This is a genomic window from Aureibaculum marinum, from assembly GCF_003813905.1.
GTDB classification, from domain to species: domain Bacteria; phylum Bacteroidota; class Bacteroidia; order Flavobacteriales; family Flavobacteriaceae; genus Aureibaculum; species Aureibaculum marinum.
The window spans coordinates 184,099-203,104 of the sequence record NZ_RPFJ01000006.1; the positions used below are offsets into that span (position 1 = coordinate 184,099).

General features: G+C 29.9%; 22 protein-coding genes. 13 read left to right on the forward strand and 9 right to left on the reverse strand.

Features of this window, described 5'->3' with window-relative positions; genetic code table 11:
* The first annotated feature begins 1 nt into the window (after position 1).
* Positions 2-847, forward strand: a complete 846-nt coding sequence (locus EGM88_RS05375) for a sulfurtransferase (protein WP_123896943.1) — start codon at positions 2-4, stop codon at positions 845-847.
* Between the two features lie 34 nt (positions 848-881).
* Here EGM88_RS05375 and EGM88_RS05380 read toward each other — a convergent pair whose 3' ends face one another.
* Positions 882-1,292 carry a thiol-disulfide oxidoreductase DCC family protein gene (locus EGM88_RS05380; RefSeq protein WP_123896944.1) on the reverse strand — a complete coding sequence of 137 codons (411 nt, stop codon included), beginning with the start codon at positions 1,290-1,292 and terminating at the stop codon, positions 882-884.
* A 96-nt stretch (positions 1,293-1,388) separates the two neighbouring features.
* On the opposite strand from EGM88_RS05380, the gene EGM88_RS05385 reads away from it, so the two are divergent.
* The 4 genes from EGM88_RS05385 to EGM88_RS05400 are packed head-to-tail and all read left to right on the forward strand — an operon-like array spanning position 1,389 to position 5,715.
* Positions 1,389-2,075 carry an ABC transporter ATP-binding protein gene (locus EGM88_RS05385; RefSeq protein ID WP_123896945.1) on the forward strand — a complete coding sequence of 229 codons (687 nt, stop codon included), beginning with the start codon at positions 1,389-1,391 and terminating at the stop codon, positions 2,073-2,075.
* 2 nt (positions 2,076-2,077) lie between these two features.
* Positions 2,078-3,307, forward strand: a complete 1,230-nt coding sequence (locus EGM88_RS05390; protein WP_123896946.1) for an ABC transporter permease — start codon at positions 2,078-2,080, stop codon at positions 3,305-3,307.
* Between the two features lie 2 nt (positions 3,308-3,309).
* On the forward strand, positions 3,310-4,551 hold the full coding sequence (locus EGM88_RS05395) for an ABC transporter permease (protein ID WP_123897184.1): 1,242 nt from the start codon (positions 3,310-3,312) through the stop codon (positions 4,549-4,551).
* Positions 4,552-4,605: 54 nt separating this feature from the next.
* On the forward strand, positions 4,606-5,715 hold the full coding sequence (locus EGM88_RS05400; protein WP_123896947.1) for an efflux RND transporter periplasmic adaptor subunit: 1,110 nt from the start codon (positions 4,606-4,608) through the stop codon (positions 5,713-5,715).
* Between the two features lie 96 nt (positions 5,716-5,811).
* Here EGM88_RS05400 and EGM88_RS05405 read toward each other — a convergent pair whose 3' ends face one another.
* Positions 5,812-6,702, reverse strand: a complete 891-nt coding sequence (locus tag EGM88_RS05405; protein WP_123896948.1) for a 3-hydroxyacyl-CoA dehydrogenase family protein — start codon at positions 6,700-6,702, stop codon at positions 5,812-5,814.
* 145 nt (positions 6,703-6,847) lie between these two features.
* A complete protein-coding gene (locus tag EGM88_RS05410) occupies positions 6,848-7,822 on the reverse strand; it encodes a Gfo/Idh/MocA family oxidoreductase (protein WP_123896949.1) in 975 nt (324 codons plus the stop codon).
* A gap of 86 nt (positions 7,823-7,908) precedes the next feature.
* Between EGM88_RS05410 and EGM88_RS05415 the strand changes: the two genes are divergently transcribed.
* The gene (locus EGM88_RS05415) at positions 7,909-8,553 is read left to right on the forward strand and encodes a protein-L-isoaspartate(D-aspartate) O-methyltransferase (RefSeq protein ID WP_123897185.1); all 645 of its coding nucleotides are present in this window, start codon (positions 7,909-7,911) and stop codon (positions 8,551-8,553) included.
* 22 nt (positions 8,554-8,575) lie between these two features.
* On the opposite strand, the gene nadC is transcribed toward EGM88_RS05415, so the two are convergent.
* Complete coding sequence (gene nadC, locus EGM88_RS05420; protein WP_123896950.1) at positions 8,576-9,436, reverse strand: carboxylating nicotinate-nucleotide diphosphorylase; 861 nt, start codon at positions 9,434-9,436, stop codon at positions 8,576-8,578.
* Between the two features lie 203 nt (positions 9,437-9,639).
* On the opposite strand from nadC, the gene rlmH reads away from it, so the two are divergent.
* Complete coding sequence (gene rlmH, locus EGM88_RS05425) at positions 9,640-10,113, forward strand: 23S rRNA (pseudouridine(1915)-N(3))-methyltransferase RlmH (protein ID WP_123896951.1); 474 nt, start codon at positions 9,640-9,642, stop codon at positions 10,111-10,113.
* A 69-nt stretch (positions 10,114-10,182) separates the two neighbouring features.
* Here the strand turns inward: rlmH and mgrA are convergent, their stop codons facing one another.
* Positions 10,183-11,208: an L-glyceraldehyde 3-phosphate reductase gene (gene mgrA, locus EGM88_RS05430; protein ID WP_123896952.1), complete on the reverse strand. Its 1,026-nt coding sequence runs from the start codon at positions 11,206-11,208 to the stop codon at positions 10,183-10,185.
* Entirely contained in the window at positions 11,195-12,217 is a 1,023-nt protein-coding gene (locus EGM88_RS05435; RefSeq protein ID WP_203229430.1) for an adenosine deaminase, read from the reverse strand. Before EGM88_RS05435 ends, mgrA begins: the two co-directional genes overlap by 14 nt.
* Before the next feature lie 132 nt (positions 12,218-12,349).
* Here EGM88_RS05435 and EGM88_RS05440 point away from each other — a divergent pair, with 132 nt between their 5' ends.
* The 4 genes from EGM88_RS05440 to EGM88_RS05455 all read left to right on the forward strand — a co-directional run bounded on the left by EGM88_RS05440 (position 12,350) and on the right by EGM88_RS05455 (position 14,516).
* On the forward strand, positions 12,350-12,799 hold the full coding sequence (locus EGM88_RS05440) for a peroxiredoxin (RefSeq protein ID WP_123896954.1): 450 nt from the start codon (positions 12,350-12,352) through the stop codon (positions 12,797-12,799).
* 9 nt (positions 12,800-12,808) lie between these two features.
* Entirely contained in the window at positions 12,809-13,789 is a 981-nt protein-coding gene (locus EGM88_RS05445) for a type I phosphomannose isomerase catalytic subunit (protein WP_123896955.1), read from the forward strand.
* A 107-nt stretch (positions 13,790-13,896) separates the two neighbouring features.
* Positions 13,897-14,166 carry a hypothetical protein gene (locus tag EGM88_RS05450; RefSeq protein WP_123896956.1) on the forward strand — a complete coding sequence of 90 codons (270 nt, stop codon included), beginning with the start codon at positions 13,897-13,899 and terminating at the stop codon, positions 14,164-14,166.
* A gap of 146 nt (positions 14,167-14,312) precedes the next feature.
* Positions 14,313-14,516, forward strand: coding sequence for a hypothetical protein (locus tag EGM88_RS05455; protein ID WP_123896957.1), 204 nt, complete (start codon positions 14,313-14,315; stop codon positions 14,514-14,516).
* A gap of 12 nt (positions 14,517-14,528) precedes the next feature.
* Here EGM88_RS05455 and EGM88_RS05460 read toward each other — a convergent pair whose 3' ends face one another.
* On the reverse strand, positions 14,529-15,467 hold the full coding sequence (locus EGM88_RS05460) for a LysR family transcriptional regulator (protein WP_123896958.1): 939 nt from the start codon (positions 15,465-15,467) through the stop codon (positions 14,529-14,531).
* A 114-nt stretch (positions 15,468-15,581) separates the two neighbouring features.
* Here EGM88_RS05460 and EGM88_RS05465 point away from each other — a divergent pair, with 114 nt between their 5' ends.
* Entirely contained in the window at positions 15,582-16,052 is a 471-nt protein-coding gene (locus EGM88_RS05465) for a Dps family protein (protein ID WP_123896959.1), read from the forward strand.
* A gap of 71 nt (positions 16,053-16,123) precedes the next feature.
* Here EGM88_RS05465 and EGM88_RS05470 read toward each other — a convergent pair whose 3' ends face one another.
* Together EGM88_RS05470 and EGM88_RS05475 are read right to left on the reverse strand one after the other, a co-directional pair.
* A complete protein-coding gene (locus tag EGM88_RS05470) occupies positions 16,124-16,939 on the reverse strand; it encodes a lysophospholipid acyltransferase family protein (protein ID WP_123896960.1) in 816 nt (271 codons plus the stop codon).
* Positions 16,940-17,073: 134 nt separating this feature from the next.
* On the reverse strand, positions 17,074-17,712 hold the full coding sequence (locus tag EGM88_RS05475) for an NUDIX hydrolase (protein ID WP_123896961.1): 639 nt from the start codon (positions 17,710-17,712) through the stop codon (positions 17,074-17,076).
* Between the two features lie 99 nt (positions 17,713-17,811).
* On the opposite strand from EGM88_RS05475, the gene bshA reads away from it, so the two are divergent.
* On the forward strand, positions 17,812-18,945 hold the full coding sequence (gene bshA, locus EGM88_RS05480; RefSeq protein ID WP_123896962.1) for an N-acetyl-alpha-D-glucosaminyl L-malate synthase BshA: 1,134 nt from the start codon (positions 17,812-17,814) through the stop codon (positions 18,943-18,945).
* The last annotated feature ends 61 nt before the right edge of the window (positions 18,946-19,006 follow it).

Consider the following 19,006-nt stretch of genomic DNA (forward strand, 5'->3'; position numbering starts at 1 on the left):
TATGAACAAATTAAATTTTACCAATTCATTAATTTCTGCATCTTGCTTATTTGAGAATATAAATGCATCAAATTTGGTAATTTTAGATGCAACAATTCCGAAAGTAGGTCAAACGAATTCTGATTTAAATCTGGATTTAGGCATAAAAAACGCTCGATTTTTTGATATAAAAAATGTCTTTTCTGATAAAAATTCTATTTTCCCTAATACAATTGTAGATCCTAAAACTTTTGAGAAAGAGGTTCAACGCTTAGGTATTAATAATGATAGTGCTATTGTAGTTTACGATCATCATGGGGTATATTCTAGTCCAAGGGCTTGGTGGTTGTTTAAAACCATGGGACATCAAAATGTGGCAGTGTTAAATGGTGGTTTTCCAGAGTGGATAAAGGCAAATTATCCTACAGAAAAAACTACAAAGTATAAAGGAAATTTAGGAGTTTTTAAAGCTAATTATCAATCCAGCACTATTTCTGATTATCACAGAGTGCTAGAAGCAATTTCTAATAAAAGTGTTCTTATTTTAGATGCTAGATCTTCTGATAGGTTTAAAGGTGTAAAATCAGAGCCTAGAGAAGGATTAAGAAGCGGACATATCCCTAATTCTAAGAACTTACCATACACAGAGTTGGTTGATGGTGCTGAAATGTTGATTGAAAGTGAAATATTTAAAAAGTTTGACGGTTTAGTAGGTAATACATCCGAAATTATTTTTTCTTGTGGATCTGGTATTACAGCATGTATTTTAGCTCTAGGTGCTGATGTAGCAGGCTATAAAAATTTATCTGTTTACGATGGGTCATGGACAGAGTGGGGGAGTTTACACGAATTACCTATTGAAGTTTAATGTATTAAAAAAACTTACTAGAGCTTTAAATAATTTATTCTAAAAACCTATTTTTTATTGTTTTGTTAGGAATCATACAGGTCTCTTTTTTGCCAAACCATTTATATCTATTTTGAGCAAGGAGAGTATAGAAAAAATCACGAATAAACTCGGGAATAATAATAAGTACATACAAGTATTTCCATAAACCATCTAACTTTTTGGAAATCTGAAGACTAGCTGTCGATTTTGTAAATAATTTTCCGTTATCAATTAAAATTATGGAATCAAAATCAGAATTTTTTAATTTAAAGTGTAACAAAATATCCTGAGCGACGTCAGATTGTAAAGAAGTGAATAGAAAATGATTGTCTTTGTCTCTTTTTATAATAAATTGCACAGCATTATTACAGAGATTACAAATGCCATCAAATAAAATAATTGATTTATTATCTAAATTTATCATAAAGTAAAGTTACAAAATCATTATTTATTCGTCTATTAATCAAGTATTGAAGAAATTAGAGTTGCCAATTTCTTAATTTAGTATAAAACTAATCAAATGATTGAAATAAAAAACCTTCATAAATCCTACCCAATAGGGAAAGATAAACTACATGTTTTAAAAGGATTAAACTTATCTATTAAAGAAGGTGAATTCGTATCGATAATGGGGTCTTCTGGTTCAGGAAAATCTACCTTGCTAAATATTTTAGGTTTATTAGATGAACATGACGAAGGAGAGTATATTTTGAATGGTCAAGTTATTCAAAAACTGAATGAAAAAAAGGCTGCAATTTTGCGTAATAAGTTTTTAGGTTTCGTTTTTCAATCGTTCAATTTAATAAACTATAAAACGGCATTAGAAAATGTTTCTTTACCCTTATATTATTCGGGAGTAGGTAGAAAGGAACGCCAAAAAATTGCCATGGAATATCTTGAAAAAGTAGAATTAGGAGCTTGGGCAAATCATTTACCTAGTGAAATGTCGGGCGGTCAAAAGCAACGTGTTGCTATTGCTAGAGCATTAGTAACTCAACCAAAAGTGATTTTAGCTGATGAGCCTACCGGAGCATTAGATTCAGCTACTTCTAGTGCTGTTATGCAAATATTAAAAGATATTAATAAAGAAGGAATGACCATCTTGGTAATTACTCATGAAGAGGACATTGCAGAACAAACCAAACGAATTGTAAGGTTAAAAGATGGGATTATTATGAGTGATGAATTACAATTGCAAAATGCATAAGTATGTTTGATATAGACCATTGGCGAGAAATATTTCAATCTATAAATAAAAATAAATTACGGACAATTCTGTCTGGTTTTACTATTGCCTTTGCTATTATGTTATTTACTATTTTATTTGGTATAGGTAATGGACTTAGAAACACTTTTCAAAGTCAATTTGCTGGTGATTCTATGTATTCAATTTATTTATGGGCAAGTAAAACAACAAAACCTTATAAAGGGCTTCAAAGTGGTCGTCCAATTCAATTAAGAAATGATGATATTGATTTTATAATTGATAATTATGACAGTAAATTAAGTGGAATTACTCCAAAAATTGATAAAAGATTGCAAGCCGTTTATAAAGGAGAACAAGATACATATCAAGTAACAGCCGTTTATCCTGACGTTCAAAAAATGGAACAAGCAGAGATTGAAAGTGGGCGGTTTATCAGTTTATTAGATTTACAACAAAGAAATAAAGTAGTAAGTATTGGTAGGTTAGTTGAACAAGATTTATTTGGTCAGTTAAGTGCCTTGGGAAAAAATATTACCATAGATGGCATTTCATATAAAGTCATAGGTACATTCTCAGACCCAGGAGGTTCTAATGACGAAAGAATTATATATGCCCCATTTACTACTATTCAAAGGTTGTATGGCAATACTGACGAACTAGGATCTGTTACATTAAGTTACAATCCTAATTTAAATGTAAATCAAGCAATTTCTTTTAGCAATAACTTAACTAAAGCATTAAAAGAAAAGCATGGTGTTGCACCAAGTGACCAAGGAGCCATTAGACTTTTTAATATGGCAGAAGTAAATAGAGATACTTCAAATTTTATGTTGGTACTGAACTTAATTATATTATTTATAGGTATTGGTACATTAATAGCTGGTATTATTGGTATAAGTAATATTATGGTTTACATTGTAAGAGAGCGTACTAAAGAATTGGGGATAAGAAAAGCTCTAGGAGCTACACCACGATCTATAATAAGTATGATTATGATGGAGTCTATATTAATAACAGCTATTGCAGGATATGTAGGATTGTTAATTGGAACAGGTGTTTTAAAAAGTTTAGGAACAAGTTTAGAACAATATTTTATTACCAACCCTAGTGTAAATACAGGTGTGGTAATTGGTGCAACTATAATTTTAATTATAGCAGGTACCATAGCAGGGTATTTACCAGCAAAAAGAGCAGCACGTATAAAACCAATAGACGCATTAAACGATAACTAATGATTAAGTTTTTATTCGATAGAGATACTTGGCAAGAAATTTATAGCAGCATACGTAAAAATAAATTACGTACAGCTATTACTATTATAGGAGTAATGTGGGGTATTTTTTTATTGGTAGTATTGTTAGGTGCAGCAAGAGGAATGGGTAATAAATTTGATACAATATTTGGAAATTTTGCAACCAATAGTGTTTTTATTTGGGGACAACGAACCAGTATGCCTTTTATGGGGTTTCAGGAAGGGAAACAAGTACAACTAAAACGGTCTGATGTTGATAAAATTAAAGAAGAAGTAAAAGGAATAGAATATATACTTCCAAGAAATATTACAAATGCTTTGGTTGTTAACGATATAAAAACAATAACTACAGGTATTTTTGGTGATTATCCCTTATTAGATTTACTTCAAAAGAAGCATATGGTTTTTGGAAGATTTATCAATGAAAATGATATTATACATAAAAAAAAGGTTTGTGTTATAGAAAATGATACCTATAAACAATTGTTTGATAAAGGGGTAAACCCTATTGGATCTCATGTAATTATTAATGATATTAGCTATCAAGTAGTAGGCTTGTATAAAGATAAAATGAGGATGGGAGGGCCGCAAGGAGGAATTCATATTCCTTTTACTACCTTTCAACAGGTTTATAATCAGGCAGATAATATTGGTTGGTTGATGGTGACTGCTAGTGAAGGGTTTGAAATTAGACAAATGGAAGAAGATATAAAGCTTATGTTGAGAAATTTGCACGATATCCATCCAAATGATGAAAGGGCTTTTGGCAGTTTTAATCTTGGCGATCAGATAGAAAAAGTAACAGGATTTTTAAAAGGAATGCAATTTTTAACTTGGTTTGTTGGTATTGCAACATTAATTGCTGGGGTGTTTGCAATTGGTAATATTTTATTAATTACAGTAAAAGAACGTACCAATGAGATAGGTATTAGAAGAGCGTTAGGAGCGAAACCAGCTGAAATTAGAAGGCAAATTATTTTAGAATCCATATTTTTAACAACCATTGCTGGGGTTTTAGGTATTATTTTTGGGGGGCTTATTTTGATGGTTATCAATTCTTTAGTTGGTCAAGGAGAAGATGCAACTTTAGTAAATCCTACGGTTGATATTCCTGTAATATTAATAGCTTTTGCTACTTTAGTTACCCTAGGTACTTTAATTGGATTAATACCTGCTCAGAGAGCTGTAAGTATAAGACCAATAGAAGCATTAAGAGAAGAATAAGTAAAAAAATAATGTATAGCAAAATAAAAAAAATCAACTGAAAATAAATTTAAAATGAAGAAAAAAATCATATTTGGTGTAATCGCTGCGGCATTTGTATTAGTTTTAATATGGTTCGGTAAAATGAATAGCAAACCTGCTCTTGAGTTTGAAACTGAAAAACCTTATAAAGCTACTATTGAAAGAAAAGCAGTAGCTACAGGTAAAGTTGTACCTTTAGAAGAAGTGGAGATAAAACCACAAATTTCTGGTATTATCGATAAAATATATGTAGAAGAAGGTGCTAAAATTAAAAAAGGAGATCTAATAGCTACAGTAAGAGTGGTGCCTAACGAGCAATCGTTAAGTAGTGCTAGAGGAAGAATTAATAGCATACAAATTCAATTAAATAATGCTAAAATTGCTTTTGATAGAAATAAAGCATTGTATGAAAAAGGTGTAATTTCTAGAGCAGAATTTGAAAATGTTGAATTGGCATATAATCAAGCCAAACAAGACTTACAAAATGCTCAAAATGATTATCAAATTGTTAAAAAAGGATTTTCTGGTTCTGGTGGAGCAGCAAATACCAATATTAGAGCAACTACTTCAGGTATGATATTGGAAATTCCAGTTAAAGAAGGGTATCAGGTAATAGAAAGTAATAATTTTAATGCAGGTACAACTATTGCTTTTATAGCCGATATGAATAAAATGATTTTTGAAGGTCAAGTAGATGAAGCTCAAGTTGGTAAACTGAAAGAAGATTCAGATATTGAAGTGGTTCTTGGAGCAATAGATAAAAAGAAATTTCCAGCTAAACTAACTTTTATAGCACCAAAAGGTACTGAAGAAAATGGTGCGGTACAATTTAAAATAAAGGCAGATGTTTCATTAGACTCGGCTTATTTTGTAAGAGCAGGGTATAGTGCAAATGCAGATATTGTTTTAGAGAAAAAAGATAGTGTTCTGTCAATTAAAGAAGCTTTATTACAATTCGATAGAAAAACAGAAAAGCCATTTGTTGAAGTTAAAACTGGAGACAACGAATATGAAAGAAAAGACATTGAAATTGGTATTTCAGATGGTGTTAATGTTGAAGTTGTAAGTGGAATTACTGAAGATGATGAAATTAAAGTATGGAATAAAGTTTCTAAAAAGTTAGATGAAAATGAAAATAACTAAATAACTAACTCAATTATATTTAGTTAACAAGACCTCCATTTGTAATTAAATGGAGGTTTTTTATTTATGGCCTTTGAACCTTATCAAGGTTAACATCTACTGAATAAACTGTTTTGCAACTTTTTCCGCTTTTCTACTTTCAGAATAATCATAAAATCCTTCACCTGATTTTACACCTAATTTTCCAGCCATAACCATATTTGTTAATAGCGGACAAGGTGCATATTTAGGATTGCCAAACCCATTGTGAAGTACTTTTAAAATAGATAAACAAACGTCTAATCCAATAAAATCGGCTAATTGTAAAGGGCCCATTGGGTGAGCCATTCCAAGTTTCATAACAGTATCAATTTCATAAACACCAGCCACACCTTCGTAAAGAGAGTATATAGCTTCATTAAGCATAGGCATTAAAATACGATTGGCAATAAAACCAGGATAATCATTAACTTCAACAGGAACCTTTTTTAATTCTTTTGAAAGTTCCATAATTGTAGAGGTAACTTGGTCAGATGTAGAATAACCACGTATAACTTCTACCAATTTCATAATAGGTACTGGATTCATAAAGTGCATTCCTATAACTTTGTCTGGTCGTTTAGTAACTGAAGCTATTTTAGTAATAGAAATTGAAGATGTGTTTGTTGCTAAAATGGTTTCAGTATTACAAATGGTATCTAATTCTTTAAATATATTTAGTTTTAAATCCACATTTTCAGTAGCAGCTTCAATCACTAAATCACAATTTTTAACACCATCATTTAGTGTTGTATATGTTTTAATGTTCGCTAAGGTTTGCAGTTTAGCTTCATTGCTGATTTTTTCCTTGGCCAACATTCGATCTAAATTACGAGTAATTGTTGACAATCCCTTTTCTAAAGAAGTTTCTGAAATGTCTATTAAATTAACTTGATATCCAAATTGAGCAAAAGTATGGGCAATACCATTTCCCATAGTTCCGGCTCCTATAACTGCTATGTTTTTCATTATAAATAGATTAGTAATTAAGTTCTATTAATTTTAGTTTTTAGGCATTAAAATAAGCATTAACCTACTAAAAAATGTAAGAACCCATTTTTAATTAAAAATTGGTGTTTTATAATACCAAAGGTATTAAAAGTAGTATTTATTTTTAACTTGTAGTAATTGAAAAGCTATCAATTATTTCTTGAGCTACTCTCAAAGCTTTTGCTCCTTGTCCTAAACTTACCACAGGTCTAAGGTCATTTTCAATGGCATTAGCAAAAGTTTCAAGCTCATCTAAAATGGCATTGTTCGGCTCAATATCTGGATTTTCAAAATAAATTTGTTTTTTAACACCTTCTGCATTTTGAAGAATCATTGCAAAATCATCAGGATTTTCAGGAGCATCTTTCATTTTAACGAGTTCACTTTTCTTTTCTAAAAAATCTACAGAAATATAGGCGTCTTTTTGAAAAAAACGAGCTTTACGCATATTTTTCAAAGAAATTCTGCTTGCAGTTAAATTAGCAACACATCCATTCTCAAATTCTATTCGAGCATTAGCAATATCTGGTGTTTCACTAATAACTGCTACACCACTGGCGTGTACATTTTTTACTTCAGAATCTACTACACTTAAAATAATATCAATATCGTGAATCATTAAATCTAACACAACAGGAACGTCTGTACCTCGTGGATTAAACTCAGCCAATCTATGAGCTTCAATAAACATTGGAGATTTTATCGATTTTTTAACTGCAGTAAATGCGGGGTTAAAACGCTCTACATGCCCTACTTGACCTTTTACATGGTATTTACTAGCTAATGTTCTAATGGCTTCTGCTTCAGTAACAGAGTGTGTTATTGGTTTTTCTATAAAAATGTGTTTTCCTTTAGTTATTGCTTCTTCAGCACAATTAAAGTGTGATAGAGTAGGAGTGACAATGTTTACTACCTCTACAGCATCTATCAATTCAGAAATTGAGGGATATGATTTATAACCAAATTCTTCCTCAACTTTTTTTGCATTTTCACTGTCGGGATCATAAAAACCGACCAAATCATATTTTTCTGATTGCTGTAATAATTTTAAATGAATTTTACCAAGATGCCCTGCACCTAATACACCAACTTTAAGCATAAATTAATATTTTTAACAAAGGTAGTAAATAACACTTTTTTAATTGGTTTTTAATAAGAATATTTATTTACTTTGGGAACATTATGATGCATGATACCCCAAAACATAAAGGACTTCGTAACCAACTAGTTAAGACAGTAGAAAGCAAAGGGATTAGAGATAAAAATGTACTTGGTGCAATTTCTAATATTCCTAGACATTTGTTTATGGATTCTGGATTTATTGATTTTGCTTATCAAGACAAAGCATTTCCCATTGCTGCAGATCAAACTATATCACAGCCATTTACTGTTGCGTTTCAAACGGAGTTATTACAGATAAATCCGAAAGATAAAGTACTTGAAATTGGCACTGGTTCTGGTTATCAAACAGCCGTTTTAATTGATTTAAAAGCGGAAGTGTACAGTATTGAGCGACAAAAAGAATTGTATGAAAAAACAAAAAAGTTTTTACCTAAAGTAGGTTATGTTGCTAAAAAATTAAAACATGGAGATGGCTATAAGGGGTGGTCTGAATATGCTCCTTTTGATAAAATTATTGTTACAGCTGGTGCTCCATTTGTGCCAAAACCATTGTTAAGTCAATTAAAGATTGGAGGTAGGTTGGTTATTCCTGTAGGTGAAGATGTTCAAATCATGACTTTATTTATAAGAAAAGACAAAAGTGAATTTGAAAAGCATGAGTTTGGTGAATTTCGATTTGTACCTATGCTAAAAGAGAGTGCTAAATAAGTCTATGATTTTTGTTTTTAAGTTATTCAACAGCCTTTAAACTTAAATCCATATTGTAAACAGAATGTGTAAGTGCTCCAGAAGATATATAATCTACACCGCATTCTGCATAGTTCCGTAAGGTATTTTCATTGATTCCACCAGAAGATTCTGTTAAGCATTTATCTCCGATAAGTTCTACCGCTTTTCGGGTATCTTCATAATTAAAGTTATCAATTAAAATACGATATACACCATCTGTTTGCAATATTTCTTTAATCTCATTTAAATCTCTAGCTTCTACTATAATTTTTAAATTACGATTAGTATCTTTTAAATACTGCTTTGTTTTTTCAATTGCTTTGGTTAATCCGCCAGCAAAATCAATATGGTTATCTTTCAACATAATCATATCATAGAGTGCAAATCTATGGTTTTCACCACCACCAATTTTTACAGCCCATTTTTCAAGGGCTCTAATGCCAGGTGTTGTTTTTCTAGTGTCCAATATTTTGGTTTTTGTTCCTTTTAATAGATTGGCAAATGATTTTGTTTTTGTAGCAATGGCACTCATACGTTGCATAGCATTTAATACTAATCTTTCAGATTTTAAAATAGATTGCGAACGGCCTTCTACATAAAAAACAACATCTCCAAATTTTACAGAACTTCCGTCTTTAATTAAAGTTTCCACTTTTAAATCGGCATCCACATATTTAAATACCATTTTAGCAAATTCAACACCAGCAATAATGCCTTCATCTTTTACCAATAATTTAGCTTTACCTATTGTATCAGACGGAATACAAGCCAAAGAACTATGGTCACCATCACCTACATCTTCTCTAATGGCATTTTTTATTATAAGATCTAATTCATTTTGAAATTGTTGTTCGCTTATCATGTGTTGAAGTTTAAAAACAAAAATATAAATTAAATGTTACAACTATGAAAACTAGTAGATTTTTTAGTATTATTTTTTGGAGTGTACTCAGTTTTGTTTTGATGAGAAAATCTTGTAGAAGTTAATGTTAAATCAAAACTTTATTATTGCTATCCTATTTTTTATATTACTGAATAATAAAATCTAATTCTTATTTTCGTAATATGAAAATAAAATTACTTACTGTAGGTAAAACTGATGATAAAAATTTAATAGCATTAATTTCTATTTATCAAAAGCGACTTAATCATTATATAAAATTTGATTTAGAAATAATTCCTGATATAAAAAAGGTAAAAAACTTATCTGAAAACCAACAAAAAGAAAAAGAAGGAGAATTAATATTACAGCGACTGTCTCCAACTGATGTGTTGATCTTGTTGGATGAAAAAGGACAAGAATTTAGATCAATTCAATTTTCAAAATACTTACAAAAAAAAATGAATTCAGGCATTAAACAGTTGGTTTTTGTAATTGGTGGGCCTTATGGATTTTCAGATGAATTATATCAAAAAGCACAAGGTAAAATTGCTTTATCAAAGATGACCTTCTCGCATCAAATGATTCGTTTGTTTATGGTAGAACAATTGTATAGGGCATTTACAATTTTAAAAAATGAACCTTATCATCATGAATAAAAGGAGAGAAATACTGTACCCCTCTTTTTTAGAGAGGGGTAGTTTTTTTATAGAACTATTAGTGGGGTTTTACTTGCCCGAAAAATTTAAAATATCATCAATTATGTTAAGTTCTTCTTTTGAAAATTTTAAATTATCTAAAGATTTAACATTCTCTTTTAGTTGATTAGGAGAGCTGGCCCCAACCAAAACAGAAGTAATATTTTTTTGAGCCAATAGCCAAGAAATTGCCATTTGTGATAGTTTTTGATTGCGATTTTTGGCGACTTTATTTAACTCTTGAATTTTGTTAAGATTATTTTCTACTTGGGCAGTATCTAAATAAGTGAAATTTTTAAAAGCTCTAGAGTCTTTAGGGATGCCATTTAAATATTTGTCCGTTAACATTCCTTGTGCTAACGGTGAAAATGCAATACACCCCAACCCATTATTATCTAATGTATTTAATAAACTTTTTTCTACCCATCTGTCAAATAATGAGTATCGAGCTTGATGGATAACAAAAGGCACTTTTAATTCTTTTAATAGTTTTGAAGCTTCAGCAGTTTCTTTGGCTTGGTAGTTAGATATGCCTACATATAATGCTTTACCTTGCCGTACAATATCTGATAAAGCAATCATTGTTTCTTCTAAAGGTGTGTCAGGGTCAGGTCTATGGTGATAAAAAATGTCAACATAGTCTAAGCCCATTCTTTTTAAGCTTTGGTCAATACTTGCAATTAGATATTTTCTAGAACCTAAATTTCCATATGGTCCAGGCCACATATCATAACCCGCTTTAGTACTGATAATAAGTTCATCACGATATTGCTTAAAATCTTTCTTAAAAATAAGTCCAAATGTTTCTTCTGCAGACCCAAAAGGAGGACCATAGTTATTAGCTAAATCAAAATGAGTAATGCCTAAATCAAAAGCAGTCCGTAAAATATAACGTGCATTAAGCATGTTGTCAACTTCACCAAAATTATGCCATAGACCTAACGAAATAGCAGGAAGTAATAATCCACTTTTTCCAGATCTATTATATTTCATAATGTTATATCGCTCAGAAGATGCTTTGTATTCTGTTAATCCTGATTTATCATTTATTTGCATAGTTGTCTTGTTTTGAGTAAAAAGTTTTTAGTTCGTCAAGATAAATTTGCTTTTCGTTATTACTCAACAAAGAGTACTTAAAGGAATTTTTTGCTAATTCATAGAGTTGTCTTTTTGATAATTCTAAAGCTTTTTGAATTTCAATAAAATTTTGATTGAGTTGTCCGCCAAAATAGGCTGGATCGTCAGAGTTTACTGTTACTTTTAAACCTAAATCCATCATTTTTTTTAGAGGATGATTTTTTAAATCATCAACCACTTGTAAAGCTGTATTTGAAAGTGGGCAAACGGTTAATGCCAAGTCTCTTTTTATAATTTCTTGTATAAGATTTTTGTCGTGTAAACAATTATTACCGTGATCTATTCTTTTTATATTTAATATATCTAGAGCTTCCCAAATATATTCAGACGGACCTTCTTCACCTGCATGGGCAAGAGGTATATAACCTTCTTTCACAGAAGCTTTAAATACGCGTTCAAATTTTGAGGGAGGATTTCCTTTTTCTGAAGAATCTAAACCTACAGCAGTAATTAAATGTTTATATGGCAATGACTCTTCTAAAGTTTTAAAAGCATCTTCTTCAGTTAAATGTCGTAAATAACTCATAATTAATAAAGAAGATATGTTTAATTTTTCTTTAGCATCTATACAAGCTTTTGAAATGCCATTAATCACAGTTTTAAATGCAATTCCTCGTTCTGTATGTGTTTGCGGATCAAACATAATTTCGGTATGTCTAATGTTTTGTGCTGCACACTTTTGAAGATAGCTATAAGTTAAATCGTAAAAATCGGCTTCAGTAATTAAAACGGAGGCACCTTGGTAATAAATGTCTAAAAAGTCTTGTAAACAATCAAATTCGTAAGCGGCTTTTAATTGCTCAACAGAATTGTATTTAAGTTTAATATTGTTTCGTTTTGCTAATGCAAATACTAATTCAGGTTCTAAAGAGCCTTCAATGTGTAAATGCAATTCTGCTTTTGGTAAGTTATTTATAAAATTAATCATATTCAAAGTTAAAACAAATTTTAAGATTAACCTTAAATTGTCGACATTTGTAGTATGATTAGAAAGATTTTCACTAGCATTATTATTATCTTACTATTACTCTTTGTAATTCAATATATATATCCACAAAAAATGAAAATAGAAGTAGGTAGTACTGTTCCCCGGTTTTCTTTAAAAGACCAACATAATAACACAATAAATATTGATGATTATATTGGTAAAAATGCAATGGTTATCTATTTTTATCCTAAAGACGATACGCCTGGCTGTACAAAAGAAGCTTGTAAGTTTCGTGATGAATATGAAGCTTTTACTGATTTAAATGTAAAAGTGTTTGGAATTAGTGCAGATGATGTAAAGTCGCATAAAAAATTTGCTGAGAAGTACAATTTACCTTTCTCATTATTAGCAGACACAGATAATAAAGTTAGAGATTTATTTGGTGTGCCCAAAAGTATGTTAGGTCTATTGCCAGGACGTGTTACTTACGTGGTAGATAAAAAAGGAATAATTATCCATATATTTAATAGTCAGTTTGGAGCTGAAAAACATATATCTGAAGCGTTATCAAAATTAAAATAAATTTAAGTTATGAGTGTACATTATCCATTGAAGTTTGAACCGATTTTAAAAGAAAGAATTTGGGGGGGTAATAAATTAAATACTGTATTACATAAAAAAACAGAAAAGGAGAATATTGGTGAAAGCTGGGAATTATCTGATGTAGAAGGAGATGTTTCTGTGGTTGCTAATGGAAAATTTAAGGGAAAGTCTTTAACTTTTTTGATTGATCAATATAAAGAGATTTTACTAGGAAAAAAAGTGTATCAACGGTTTGGCATTAAGTTTCCTCTATTAATAAAGTATATCGATGCAAAAGAAGCACTTAGTATTCAATTACATCCTAATGATAAACTTGCAAAAGAAAGACACAACTCTTTTGGTAAAACTGAGATGTGGTACGTAATGCAAGCAGATGAAAATGCTAATTTAATAGTTGGATTTAAAAAGAATTCTAATAAAGAAGAATATTTAAAACATTTAGAAAATAAATCGTTATTAGAAATTTTAAATGTAGATAAAGTAAAAAAAGGAGATGTTTACTTCATTCCTACAGGAAGAATTCATGCCATTGGAGCAGGAGTATTGTTAGCTGAAATTCAACAGACCAGTGATGTAACTTATAGAATTTACGATTGGGATAGAAAAGATGACCAAGGTAATGAAAGGGAATTGCATACTGAATTAGCATTAGATGCTATTGACTACAATGCTATCGATAACTATGCAACTAGTTATAAACCAGAATTAAATAAGAGTAAAAACATAGTTGATTGTCAGTATTTTACTACAAATATTATTAATTTGGATGGAAGCATTGCTATTAACAATGAAAATAAAGATTCATTTGTTATTTATATGGCTGTTAAAGGGAAAGCAACCATTATTTATAATGATGCAAAAGAAGTAATCATAAATGAAGGAGAAACCGTTTTGATGCCGGCATGTCTTTCTAAATTTCAATTAAAATCAGAAGAAAAATCAGAAGTATTAGAGGTGTATATTAAATAAATTATAAAAGTTAATGTTATTGGTTTTTAACTTAAATTTGCAAGGATTTAATTTTTAGTTAAAACGTTAAGTTTAAATCAATTTGTGAACATATAAAATTATAAAAAATGGCAAGTGTAAAGAATTTAAAAAAAGATATTAATTACGTTTTATCTGATGTTATTGAAGAGTGTTATCAATGGCAAATTTTACAAGATGATTCTAAAAATAAAGATAAAGCAGAAAGTATTATTGATGAAGCAATCTCTATTTTTGATGAGCTTATAGAAAAGGTGAATACCAAGAAGGTTGAAGATAAAAAAGCACATTTTAAAGCTATAAAAGAAGAACTTCAAACTAAAGGCCAAGCTCTATTAGATAAAATTGAGAAATTATAAATTTAAATTAAGTCAATGTGTTCTATTTTTTTAAGAAAAACTTTAACACATTGACTTAAAATAATTGATTAACTTTAGCGTTGTAAATTTAATGTTTATCATATGTTATTTATGTGTAGCATAACCAATTAAACTTATTTTTTAAAATGGCTAGAGCAATATTTGAATACACTAAAACGGTTCTAAAAAAAGTTAGTTTTAATGCAGAACTGTTTTGCAAAGAATTGGAAAAAGCTTTAAACCGATTATTACCTTACGAAATTGATGAATTAAAAATTTGGCTACAGCAATTTACGGCTAATAAGCCAGAATTATACGTTTGTATGAGTCTTGTAAAGCCGAAAAGGTAATTTTTTTGCATTTTATTTTCTTAGTGGGCTTATAATTTTAACGTCACTAAAGGCTATTACACCCCTAATTAAACTATCAATTACCTCTTTTAAGGCATCTATTAATTGTATTTTTAGTTGCGATTTGTGATAAATTATACTCACTTCTCTTGATGGAGCAGGATTTTTAAAAGAACGTACCAATTTTTGATCACTTTCTTTTAAATCATAGGTTTGAAGGTATGGTAATAAAGTCATGCCTAAGCCTTCTTTTGTTAATTTTATTAGAGTATCAAAACTTCCACTTTCTATTCTGAAATTATGAGGATCTTTCTTTTTAAAACTATTGCATAAGTTAATAATATTATCTTTAAAACAATGCCCATCTTCCAGTAGTAAAATATCATCAATATCTAAATCTTCAACGGATATGTTTTTTTCTGAATAAAGCCTATGATTATTATGTAAAAAACCTACAAAAGGTTCGTAATACAGTACTTTTTCTTTTATAGAAGGTTCTTCAAGTGGTGTGGCAGCAATACCCGCATCTAAATATCCATCATTTAATTTTCTAATAATTTCTTCAGTGGTTAATTCTTCAATAATTAGATTAACTTTAGGGTATTTTTTTATAAATGTTTTTAAAAATAGAGGTAATAACGAAGGCATAATTGTTGGTATAATTCCCACATTAAAATCACCTCCAATATAACCTTTTTGTTGATCTACAATATCATTAATTCTATTACTTTCGTCAACAATAATTTTAGCTTGCTCAATTATTTTTTCTCCTATAGGTGTTAGTTCAATTGGCTTTTTTTTACGATTAAAGATAGTAACATCTAATTCCTCTTCTAATTTTTGAATTTGCATACTTAAAGTGGGTTGCGTTACGAAACACTTTTCAGAGGCTAATGTGAAATTTTTATATTCTGCAACTGCAAGTAAATAAGTAAGTTGTGTAATAGTCATTTTTAATTTTTAATATAGGTTTTGGCTATAAAAATATAAAAACTATCAATGGTAGTTATGGTTTTTTCAGCCTATCTTTAATTATATTTGTAATGAATTAAAAACAAAGTAATTATGAACACAAAAATATTAGGATTAAGCGAGTCAAAAATAAATGAATTAGCAGAAGATTTGAATATATTACTAGCTAATTATCAAGTTTACTATCAAAGTTTGAGAGGTTTACACTGGAATATAAAAGGTAAAAACTTTTTTCAGTTGCACGAAAAATTTGAAGAGTTATACAATGATTCTCAAGTAAAAATTGATGAAGTTGCGGAGCGTATTTTAACCTTAGAAGGTACGCCACTACATACTTTTGACGATTATTCTAAATTGGCAAAAGTGCCTGTTGGAAAAAATATTTCAAAAGATGTTGAAGCTGTTAATTTAGTAGTATCTTCTCTTAAAGAAATAATTCAAATTGAACGGGCTATTTTAGATAAATCAGCAGAAGCAGATGATGAAGGAACAAATGCTATGATGAGTGATTTTATTTCGGAACAAGAGAAAACAATTTGGATGTTTAAATCTTGGTTGGCATAGTGTCTTTGACTAACATTAAAAAAAATTAAAATTTCGGGTAAAAGCCCGAAATTTTTTTTGTAATAATTATTTTAATAATCCCAAAACTTTCTTTTTTTATCTAAAGCAGCTTCATGTTTTACGTACTCTTCTTCTGGTACTGGTAGAACCTTTAAAAAAGAAGGGTGTTGTTCTATCGCATATTCTAGTTTTGTTACTATATCAGCAATAGAATCATTTTCATAATCAATATCCATTGGTGGTTTTATTACCATAGATTGTAAAATATTACGTTTTTTTAGTTGTAATCCGGTTTTGTCATAAGCTCTTCTAAAACCATCTATTACAATAGGTATTACAATTGGTTTTGCTTCTTTAATAATAAAAGCGGTTCCTCTTCTAATAGGTTTAAAAGGAGTTGTAGTACCTTGTGGAAAAGTGATTACCCAACCATCTTTTAAAGCTTTTTCAATATTGCTAATGTCAGACATTTTTACTTGTCGTTTAACATCTTTACCTTTACTTCTCCAAGTGCGTTCTATTGATATTGACCCTGTGTATGCAAATATTTTAGGTAAAATGCCTGATTTCATAGTTTCCAACGCAGCTACATAGTAAATGTTTAATTTTGGCTGCCAGATATATCCCACATTTTTAATAGAATCCTCTCTACCGCTTAATGAGGCGTTAAAAACATGTAACATTGCTGCTACATCAGCAAAATAAGTTTGATGATTAGAAACAAATAAAACATTTCTTTCGGGTAACTTTCTAAGTATTTCTGAACCTTCTATTTCTAATTTATTAAATCCTTGGTATCGCCCATGAGAGATAGCTCCTAGTACTCTTATTAAAAACTTTTTAAGAAAAAGGGCATTGCCAAAAGGGTCTTGTTTAAACAATTTCATCTGTTAGTATTTATAATTTAGTATCAGTCAGACGGCTTGTTATTTTTAACATTTTAAAGATTAAAGTGATATTGATTAGTATGCATGTCATTTCAAATTCTATGGGTTGATGAAAATCAAATTTACAAAAGAAATTATGAATTTAGACATTTAAACAAATCTTTAATCTCACTCAAAATCATAGCTGTGGCTCCCCAGACAATGTAACTGTTTAATTTAAAGCACGGTACATCAATGTTTTTCATGTATGAAGTAGATAAATTTTTAAGTCCTAAAGAACGGTCATCTATTAAATCACTAATAGGAACTTCTATTAATGTTTCAACCTCATAATTACTTACAAAAGAAGGAACTTTATTTGTATATCCTACAAATGGATATACCCAAAAATTACTTGGAGGAATATATGTTTTGGTGATTTCTCTTATAATTGTAATCTCTTTTTTATCAATACCAATTTCTTCTTTGGTTTCTCGTAAAGCAGTTTCTAATAAGCTGTTATCGGTATCTTCTTTTTTTCCTCCAGGAAAGCTAATTTGAGCTGAATGCACCCCTTTATAGTTAGACCTTAGCATTAAAAGGATTTTTGTTGTATTGGTTTTGTCAGGATAAAATAATGCTAATACTGCTGACTCTTTAGGGTTTCGCTCTTGAATGTCTTCTGATGAAAAATTTTTTCTCAATTCAGGAGCCATTTTAAATTGAGATTCTATTCCGCCTAATGGTATTTTTTTTAATTTATTTATTTGTGATAAAAAAGAGTTGAAGTCCATTAAAATTTTTAGTTTTACACGAATTTTAATTCAAAATTACAATTAATTTTCTTGAAAGAATTCGAAAATTATTTCGACATAAGAATAAAACATTAATTTATGAAAATAGGCATTGTGTGTTATCCTACCTATGGGGGTAGTGGTGTTGTGGCAACAGAATTGGGTATTGCATTATCAAAAAAAGGACATGAAGTGCATTTTATTACTTACAACCAGCCAGTTAGGTTAAATGCTTTGTCAAATAATATTCATTTTCATGAAGTTTTTGTTGAAGAATATCCTTTGTTTCATTATCAACCATATGAACTTGCTCTATCTAGTAAATTGGTAGCTATGGTAAAGTTACATAACATTGAATTGTTGCATGTGCATTATGCAATTCCGCATGCTTATGCCGCTTATATGGCAAAGCAGATGTTAAAAGCTGATGGTATAGATGTTCCGGTTGTAACTACTCTTCATGGTACAGATATAACATTAGTAGGAAGTCATCCAAACTATAAAAAAGCCGTTGAATTTAGTATTAATCATTCTGATGCAGTAACCGTTGTTTCAGAAAGTTTAAAAAAAGATACAATAAGGCTGTTTGATATTAAAAAAGAAATTAAAGTTATTTATAATTTTATAGATTTTGAAAAATATGATGCTTTGGGTGGTGATGAATGTTTAAGAGGTAATTTGGCTGAAGAAGATGAACGAATAATTACTCATATCAGTAATTTTAGACCTGTAAAACGTATTGATGATGTGATTGATATATTCTACAGAATTCAGCAAAAGATGAAAGCCCAATTATTAATGGTAGGTGATGGTCCTGAAAGGGATGGTGCAGAAAAAAAAGCAATGAAATTGGGTATATCTAATCGTGTTAAGTTTTTAGGAAATAGTGTTGAGATTGGTAAAATATTATGTTTATCAGATTTATTTTTATTGCCATCGCAAACTGAGAGTTTTGGTTTGGCAGCTCTTGAAGCTATGGCCGCAAAAACACCAGTTATTTCATCTAATTCAGGAGGCTTACCAGAGGTAAATATTAATGGTGAAACGGGCTTTTTAAGTGATGTTGGTGATACGGAAGCCATGGCTAAAAATGCCATTTATATATTAGAAGATGATAAACGATTGATTGAATTCAAGGACAAGGCTTATGCCAATGCTCAGAATTTTGTTATCGATAAAATATTGCCACAATATGAAGCTGTTTATAGAGAAGTCAAAGCTGGTTGTTGTTAAATAATGGCATCATTATAAATTGTAGTTAGAGTTTGTTTTGTAAACAATTATTGTTGCAGAA